At 60.9% G+C, this 8,034-nt stretch carries 7 protein-coding genes; all 7 read right to left on the bottom strand.

What is annotated here, in order from left to right:
* Nucleotides 1-48: 48 nt before the first annotated feature.
* The gene (locus H7C18_RS12570; protein WP_185129418.1) at nucleotides 49-1,632 is read right to left on the bottom strand and encodes an extracellular solute-binding protein; all 1,584 of its coding nucleotides are present in this window, start codon (nucleotides 1,630-1,632) and stop codon (nucleotides 49-51) included.
* Nucleotides 1,633-1,794: 162 nt separating this feature from the next.
* Nucleotides 1,795-2,901, bottom strand: a complete 1,107-nt coding sequence (ald, locus tag H7C18_RS12565; protein ID WP_185129417.1) for an alanine dehydrogenase — start codon at nucleotides 2,899-2,901, stop codon at nucleotides 1,795-1,797.
* A gap of 171 nt (nucleotides 2,902-3,072) precedes the next feature.
* Nucleotides 3,073-4,062, bottom strand: coding sequence for a phosphate ABC transporter substrate-binding protein (locus tag H7C18_RS12560; RefSeq protein WP_420481857.1), 990 nt, complete (start codon nucleotides 4,060-4,062; stop codon nucleotides 3,073-3,075).
* A gap of 287 nt (nucleotides 4,063-4,349) precedes the next feature.
* On the bottom strand, nucleotides 4,350-5,291 hold the full coding sequence (gene lgt, locus H7C18_RS12555) for a prolipoprotein diacylglyceryl transferase (RefSeq protein WP_185129415.1): 942 nt from the start codon (nucleotides 5,289-5,291) through the stop codon (nucleotides 4,350-4,352).
* A gap of 103 nt (nucleotides 5,292-5,394) precedes the next feature.
* The gene (gene thpD, locus H7C18_RS12550) at nucleotides 5,395-6,282 is read right to left on the bottom strand and encodes an ectoine hydroxylase (RefSeq protein WP_185129414.1); all 888 of its coding nucleotides are present in this window, start codon (nucleotides 6,280-6,282) and stop codon (nucleotides 5,395-5,397) included.
* Nucleotides 6,283-6,327: 45 nt separating this feature from the next.
* Nucleotides 6,328-6,714 (bottom strand): ectoine synthase, encoded by a 387-nt coding sequence (locus tag H7C18_RS12545; RefSeq protein WP_185129413.1) that lies wholly within the window; start codon nucleotides 6,712-6,714, stop codon nucleotides 6,328-6,330.
* A gap of 20 nt (nucleotides 6,715-6,734) precedes the next feature.
* Complete coding sequence (gene ectB, locus H7C18_RS12540) at nucleotides 6,735-8,024, bottom strand: diaminobutyrate--2-oxoglutarate transaminase (protein ID WP_185129412.1); 1,290 nt, start codon at nucleotides 8,022-8,024, stop codon at nucleotides 6,735-6,737.
* Nucleotides 8,025-8,034: the final 10 nt, after the last annotated feature.

Raw genomic sequence — 8,034 nt, 5'->3', positions numbered from 1 at the left:
CCCTCCGACTCTCGACCGTCCCCTTTTTCCCCATTCGATCCGTCCCCCTCAAGACCCCTGCTCGCCCCAATATTGGCGGTAGATGGCCAGTACGTCCTGCAGCCCGGCCTGGTCGAGCGATTGCAAATAGCGGTTCCACTCCTCGTCGTCCCCCGCGTTCGCCAGCCCCATAACCGCCCGGGTCGCGAACCGGTATACGGCCTCGTTCACGCGGTCCATCGCCGTCGTGACGGTGTTCCACTCTTCCTCGGTGAACGGAATCGCCCGCGGCCGGACCGCCGGCAGCCCGGAGTAAACGCCGTAGGCTTCCCGGCTGACGGCGATTGTATCGTCCTGCAGCGTCAGGCCCCCGGCCTTCGTCAGAAACCAGTCGAAGCCATACTGCTTGGCGACTTTCTGCCGATCGTAGCCTTCCTTGTACCGGATTCCGCTTCCGTCTTCGTCTTTTACGTAGGTCACGTTCTCCAAGCCCATCATATGGAACAGGCTTCCTTCGTCGGTCGCCGCCCAGTCGATATAGGAGAGCAGCCGCTCCCGCTTGTCGTCCTCGCCCGCCAGCTGACTGCCGAACACGGGACCGTACAGACCGAACGGGACCGGACGGAATTCCAGGCCGGGCTTGTCGTAGGCCTGCAAATGCCAACGGGAATAATCCCAGCTTCCGCCCGCGGCGACTACGCGATTCAGTCCCGGCAGCTGGCTGACCCATTGGAAGTCGATCAAGTCGCGTCCGTCCCGCCGCTTCGCCGCCCACTGCTCTTCCGACAAGGCAGCGAATCCCCGATCGATCAGACCTTCGCGGTAAAGCTTGGCCAGGTAGACGAGCATATCTCTCTGCTTTTCGCTCGCGGGTCCGAATACGACGCGGCCTCCTTCGTCCGGATCGTTCCAGAAGCCGTTCCAGCCGTCGGCGCCGCCGAGATCGGTCGGCAGCCGGAACGCATGCTGGAAGCCGAGAAGCAGCGCCTTGATGCCGGTGTCGTTCGGACCTCCCCGGACGCCGATTCCTTCGAACATCGGGTAAAACGCTTTCAATTTTTTCAAGGCTTCGTATAATTGCTCCGTGGTCTGCGGGAATCCGTCGATCCCGGCCTGCTCGAAGGCGTCCTTGCGGTACAGCCACGCCATCGGGTCCTGCACGTCGATCTTGGAAGGAAGGAAATAAAGCTTGCCGTCGATGGAGGCGAAGTCAAGAACCTCCTGCCACTCCTCGTCGCTGAACAGCTTGCGGTAATTCGGAAGCTCGCCGATGTAATCGCCGATCGGGAGCAGGTAGCCCGCTTCCGCCCAGCGGCGGATCGCCGGAAAATTGTTGATCGTCTGCACCATGTCTGGGACGTTGCCCGATGCGAACATGATCTTGAACTTCTCGATGCCGGCCGACAGCGGAACGGACACGTAATTCCACTTCATGCCGAACCGCTTCTCCACTTCGTCGATAAACAGATTCGGAACGGTATCGGGAGCGTATTTGTTCTGGTTCGCCACAAGCAGAACGGGCTCGCCGTCGTTTCTCCCGGCCGGGACGCCATTCTCGGGCGCAAGCTGCCGGGCCTGGTCGCACCCGGTCAGGGCCGCGGCGGCAATCAACAACGTCAAAGCCGAAGATCGGAGTTGCCGGTGGACGTTCAATCGCTTTCCCCCTCCGAGAGCTTGCCTATGCGCTGTGTTTATTGTAACCGATCGGCCGCCATCCTCCAATTGACATTTCTGACGTTCTCAAAGGAGGCAAAAAGCCGCCTCGCTGCGTCCCGCGAAGCGGCGATTCGGCGCGGATTCGGGCAACGGATCGGTCTACAGCCACTCCCCGGCGAACGCGTATTCGTAGCCCAAGTCCCGGGCGACCGCCTCGTGCGTCACCCGTCCCGCGAGCGTATTGATTCCGCCGAGCAGCGCCGGAATTCGCGCCACCGCGTCCCGCAGGCCGAGCCGCGCGATCCGGTGCGCGTACGGCATCGTCGCGTTGGTCAGGGCGAGCGTCGCGGTGCGCGGCACCGCGCCCGGAATGTTCGCCACCGCGTAGTGCAGGACGCCGTGCTTCACGTACACCGGCTTCTCGTGCGTCGTAACCCGGTCGATCGTCTCCACGATCCCGCCCTGGTCGACGGCCACGTCGACGATAACCGTACCCGGCTTCATGGAAGCGACCATCTTCTCCGACACCAGATGGGGAGCTTTGGCCCCGGGAATGAGGACGGCTCCGATCAACAAGTCGGCCGCCGCGACGCTCTCTTCGATGTGATGAGGGTTCGACATCAGCGTCGAGACCGTTCCGCGGAACAGATCGTCCAGCTCCCGCAGCCGTTCCGCGTTCAGGTCGAGAATCGTCACCTCGGCGCCAAGCCCCAGCGCGATCTTGGCGGCGTTCGTCCCGACGATTCCGCCGCCGATAATCGTCACCTTGCCTTTGCTTACGCCCGGCACGCCCGAGAGCAGGATGCCGCGGCCTCCGTATGCTTTCTCCAGGAACTGCGCCCCGATCTGGGCCGACATCCGGCCGGCGATCTCGCTCATCGGCGTGAGAAGCGGCAGGCTGCGCCCTTCCTTGATCGTCTCGTAGGCGATGCCGGTTACCTGGCTCGCCACGAGCGCCGCCGTCAGCTCCGGCGCGGCCGCGAGATGAAGATAGGTGAACAGCAGCAGCCCCGGACGGAAGTAGCCGAACTCGGACGGCTGAGGCTCCTTCACCTTCATCACCAAGTCCGCGGCCCAAGCCTCCTCCGCCGTTGCCGGCAGAGCGCCGGCCGCTTTGTATTCTTCGTCGGAGAACCCGCTTCCTTCCCCCGCCCCGCGCTCCACTCGGATCTCATGGCCTTCGTCCATCAGCGCCTTCGCATTCGCCGGCGTCATCGCCACGCGGTTCTCCCCGTTCTTGATCTCCTTCGGCACTCCGATGATCATGGTCGCACACTCCTCGTTTCGCGATCGGAACCTTCTTTATCCTATGACTTCGACCCTTCGCGCGATTAGTCTTCCCGGATCCCGGCGCCGAAACTTATCCTTTCTCTAATGGTAAAGAAAGCCGCCCTCCTGGAATCGGAGGGCGGCCGGTGATTCACGGTATCCTTGCGATTACTTGTTCGTTACGTTGCCGGCGGCGTCGCGCGCGACCTGCATCTTGGTCGTCGGGATGTAGCCCAGCTCGGTGACGTCGTTGTTCTGGATCTCGTCGCTCACCATGTAGTCGAGGAACGCTTGAGTCGCGGCGTCCGGCTGGCCCTTGGTGTACATATGCTCGTAAGCCCAAACCGGATACTTGCCGGAGATGACGTTGTCGGAATTGGCTTCGACGCCTTCGTACTTCAGAACCGTAATCGAGTCGTCCAGGTAAGAGAGAGCCAGGTAGCCGATCGCGCCCGGAGTCTCGGAGACGAGCTTCTTAACCGTACCGGATGCATCTTCTTGAATGGAACCGGCGAGGTCTTGCGACTTCGTGCCCAATGCATACTTATCGAACGTTGCGCGCGTTCCGGAGCTGCTCGGCCGGTTGACCAGGACGATCTTCTCGTCTTTGCCGCCGACGTCTTTCCAGTTCGTCACTTTACCGGTGAAGATGCTGACCAGTTGGTCCTTCGTCAGGTTGTCGATGCCGACATCCTTGTTCGTGACGGCTGCCATCGCTACGACGGCTACTTGATGGTCGACCAGTTCCTTCGCTTTGGGAGCGTCGGCGTCTACGAATTTCTCTTCGGCGAAAATATCCGAGTTGCCGATTTGGGCTTGGCCGTCCGATACTTGGGACAAGCCGGTGCCGCTGCCGCCGCCTTGCACGGTGACGGTCACGCCGCTGTATTTGCTGTCTGCCATGAACTTCTGCGATGCTTGATCCACGAGCGGTTGCAGCGCCGTGGAGCCAACGGCCAGCACCTTGCCGCTCACAGGCTCGGACGAAGATTCGGACGGGCTAGGAGAATCCGAAGCCGGAGCCGATGCCGACGGGCTTGCGGAGCTATCGGACGGGCTGGAGGCATTGCTGCCGTTATTGCCGTTGTTGCTGCTGCCGCAGGCGGCAAGAGCCAGGGCAAGGACGAAGGTCATGAGCAGAACGATCGATTTCTTCACAGAATGGTTTCCCCTTTCATGATTGCCTGCTATTTGTATCGAGGTGCGGATGGCAGGTTCATCCCACAAACCGATCATACTCTCCGATGTTTAAAGCCGTGTTTGCGGAATGTCAACGGGATGTAAAATCACGTCCGATTTGAAACAAAAAAAGAACACCCTAAGGTGTTCGTCCATGATCGCGGCGGACCGCGCATGAGTCGGAAGTCATGACGGCAAGGAAAGAAGACTGCCGAGAATGGCTCAGCAGTCCGGAGCACCCGAAGGCGCTCCTGCCCTGCGAAAGCTTACGCTTGCTCGGGAGAATCCGAGACGGCCGTACCGCCGGAATGGGGCTTGCTCGATTCGATCGGGTCGGAGTAATACGGAATCGAGTCCGCCTTTCTGCGGCGAATGATAATGATCGCCACGGCGGCGATGATGATGCAGACGGCGAGCAGCTGTGAAATGCGGATGTTCTTGCCCGCCTCCATCGCTCCCCAGCCGAACGAAGACATCGGCGACCACAGCGCCTTCAGCGTCGAAGCGAGCCAATCCGGACCCGCGAATACGAGGCTGTCCGTCCGGACGCCTTCCACGTAGAAGCGGCCGACCGAATACCAGATGAAATAGCCCATGAACAGTTCCCCGGCTTTGAGGAACTTGGCCCGGCGCAGGAACAGCAGCACGATGAAGCCCAGCAGGCTCCACATCGATTCGTACAGGAAGGTCGGGTGATAATACGTTCCTTCAATATACATCTGGTCCACGATAAAGTTGGGCAGATGAAGCGTATGCCGGAGGAAATCCTCGCTCACCGGTCCGCCGTGCGCTTCCTGGTTCATGAAGTTGCCCCAGCGCCCGATCAGCTGGCCGACGAGCAGGCTGGGCGCGCATATATCGGCAATTCGCAGGAACGAATAGCCCTTGCGTCTCGTGTAAAATATGGCGGCGATAACGGCTCCGATCAGCGCGCCGTATATGGCGATGCCGCCGTGCCAGATCTTGATGATCTCGATCGGGTTATTGCGGTATTGGTCCCATTCGAACGCAACGTAATACAGCCGGGCCGCGACCAATGCGGAAGGCAGGCCGACCAGGAGCAGATCGAAGAAAAACTCTTGCGGAATGCCGAAGCGCTTCCCCTCGATGACCGCGATCGTCAATCCGAGCAACGCCCCGCAGGCGATAATGATGCCATACCAATGAATCTGAAGAGATCCGATCGATAAGGCAATGGGATTCAGCATCTCTCGTGCCGCCTCCTTGAATGATTTGGTGCATCTCCTCTATTCTAGACCAAATCGGGACGGCCCGCCACCTGGAATGGAAATGAATTGGAGATTCCCCGCTTCAAGCTCGCGATGCGATGAATTCCGGCCGCGGCTTGGCGGCGGAGAACGGCTTCTCCAGCCGGTTCTCCACGCTGTTGAACACGCAGAACACGTTGCTGCGCGGATGCGGCGTAATGTTGCTGGCGGAGCCGTGCATCAGATTGCAGTCGAACAGAAGCATCGAACCCGCTTTGCCGACGGGCATCGTCAGGCCTCCCTGCTCCACCAGCTTCGTCAGGCTGTCTTGATCGGGGACGCCGTACTCCTGCTTGCGCAGCGAATTTTTATAATGATCGTCGGGCGTCCGGCCCACGCAGCTGACAAAGATGCGATGGGAGCCCGGCACGACCATCAGCGAGCCGTTGTACGGCGTATTGTCTTCGAGCGCGATCGAGACGCTGAGCGCCCGCATGCGCGGCATTCCATCTTCGGCATGCCACGTCTCGAAGTCCGAATGCCAGTAGAATTCCTTCCCCGTGAAGCCGGGCTTGAAGTTGATGCGCGATTGATGGACGTATACCGAGCCGCCGAGCAGCTGGCAGACGACCGCCTGGAGCCGCGGATGAAGCGACAGCTCTCGGAAGACCTCGTTGTCCCGATGAACCGCGAACACCGAACGGACTTCTTCGCCGCCGGGCTCCCGGATGACTTCGGGACGAGTGGAGCCCCTGCTTTCTTCCAGCACGCGCCTGAGCTCCGAACGAAGAGCCGCCACTTCTTCCGGCTTGAAGAAGGCGTCGAAGAACAGATAGCCGTTCTCCTCATAAAAAGCAAGCTGCTCCGTTCCGACCACGTCCTGTTTCAACTTGTGGTCATACACGACCGGGTCGGCTCTCTCGATCCACTCCGGCCGATCCGATTGGCGCGTCGGATATACGTCGGTTTTCACGTTCAGGTTGGCAGTCATCGTTCGTATCCCCTTCCCGATATCATGTTTGAATGCTGGCGGGCCTTATTCCGCTGTGGCGTAAGCACCTTCCTCGTCGTGGACCTCGCGGCCCGTGCAGGGCGGATTGAATACGCACACGACGCGCATATCGACCGCGCCGCCGCGCAAGTAGTGCCGCTCATGGCCGTTCAGCACGTACATCGTTCCGGGCACGATCCGGAATTTCTCTCCGGTCTCGATCAGCTCGACTTCGCCTTCGCCCTCCACGCAGTACACCGCTTCGATATGATGCTTATACCAGATAAGCGTCTCGGTGCCCGCCTTGATGACCGTATCGTGCAGCGAGAAGCCAACGCCGTCCTCCTTCAGCAGCAATCTGCGGCTTTTCCAAGTGTCCGTCCCTACGTCGTATTCGGTGCCTGCGCGTTCCTCCAACGTTCTGACGATCATGTTTGATAGCTCCCCTTTCGTTATCGGATTGCCGCCGCGCCCATCGCTTCGACGACCTGCTGCATGCTGCTTCGCAGAATGGCCAGCCCTTCGTCCAGCCCTTCCGGGTCGATGACGAGCGGAGGCATGACCTTGACGACTTCGCTGTCCGTACCCGATGTCTCGATGACGAGCCCTCGCTCGAACGCCGCCGCGCATACCTTCTCCGCCAGCCCCGGCTCCAGCGCGATTCCCTGCATGAGTCCCCGTCCCCGAACCTCTCCGCCGAAGCGGTCCGCAAGCGACAGCAGCGCGCTTCGCAGCTGCTCTCCCTTCCGGGCGATCGCCTTCGCGAACCGGTCGTTCTCCCAATAGCTCAGCGCTTCGGCCGCCGCCACGAAAGCCAGGTTGTTCCCGCGGAACGTCCCGTTGTGTTCGCCCGGCTCCCACAGATCCAGCTCCGGCTTCAGGAGCGTCAGCGCCATCGGCAGCCCGTAGCCGCCGATCGACTTCGATAGGCAGACGATATCCGGTTCCATGCCGAACGGCTCGAAGCTGAAGAACGTTCCCGTCCGCCCGCAGCCCATCTGCACGTCGTCGACGATCATCAGAATGCCGTGCCGCTTGCACAGGTTCGCCAGCCCTCTGAGCCAAGGACCGCTCGCCGCCTGCAAGCCTCCCTCTCCCTGCAGCGTCTCGAGAATGACCGCCGCCGGCAGCGAGATCCCGCTTCCGCTGTCCTCCAGGAAGTTCTCGATGTACGTCAGCGTGTTGACGCTCGGCCCCATATAACCGTCATACGGAAAAGTGACGGTGTGATGGAGCGGAACGCCCGCGCCTTTGCGCTTGAACTTGTTCCCCGTTACGGCGAGCGCGCCCAGCGTCATGCCGTGGAACGCGTTCGTGAAGCTCATGACGGTCTGGCGGCCGGTCGCCTTCCGGGCCAGCTTCAATGCGCTCTCCACCGAATTCGCCCCGGTCGGCCCCGGGAACATCACCTTGTAGTCGAGCCCCCGGGGACGAAGAATGGTCTCGCCGAAGCGGAGCAGGAACCGTTCCTTCGCCTCCGTCGCCATATCGAGGCTGTGCGAGATGCCGTCTTCCTGTAAGTATTGAATCAGAAGCCGCTTCATCTCCGGCGGGTTGTGGCCGTAATTGAGCGCCCCCGCGCCGGAGAAAAAATCGACGTATTCCTTCCCCTCCGTATCCCACATCCGGTACCCGGACGCTCGCCGGAACTTCGTCGGGAACGAGCGGATGTAGCTGCGCACCTCGGACTCCATCGTCTCGAACACTTGAAGCTTGCCGCTGGCCCATTGCGATCCGTTCATCTGAACCGAT

Source organism: Cohnella zeiphila (assembly GCF_014212055.1).
GTDB classification, from domain to species: Bacteria; Bacillota; Bacilli; order Paenibacillales; family Paenibacillaceae; genus Cohnella; species Cohnella zeiphila.
This window is presented reverse-complemented; position numbering and strand designations above follow the sequence as displayed.

Bases quoted from the DNA above. Each gene is read 5' to 3' on its own strand.
- ald (WP_185129417.1), bottom strand. From the start codon at position 2,901: ATGATCATCGGAGTGCCGAAGGAGATCAAGAACGGGGAGAACCGCGTG.
- lgt (WP_185129415.1), bottom strand. From the start codon at position 5,291: ATGCTGAATCCCATTGCCTTATCGATCGGATCTCTTCAGATTCATTGG.
- thpD (WP_185129414.1), bottom strand. From the start codon at position 6,282: ATGACTGCCAACCTGAACGTGAAAACCGACGTATATCCGACGCGCCAA.
- H7C18_RS12545 (WP_185129413.1), bottom strand. From the start codon at position 6,714: ATGATCGTCAGAACGTTGGAGGAACGCGCAGGCACCGAATACGACGTA.
- ectB (WP_185129412.1), bottom strand. From the start codon at position 8,024: ATGAACGGATCGCAATGGGCCAGCGGCAAGCTTCAAGTGTTCGAGACG.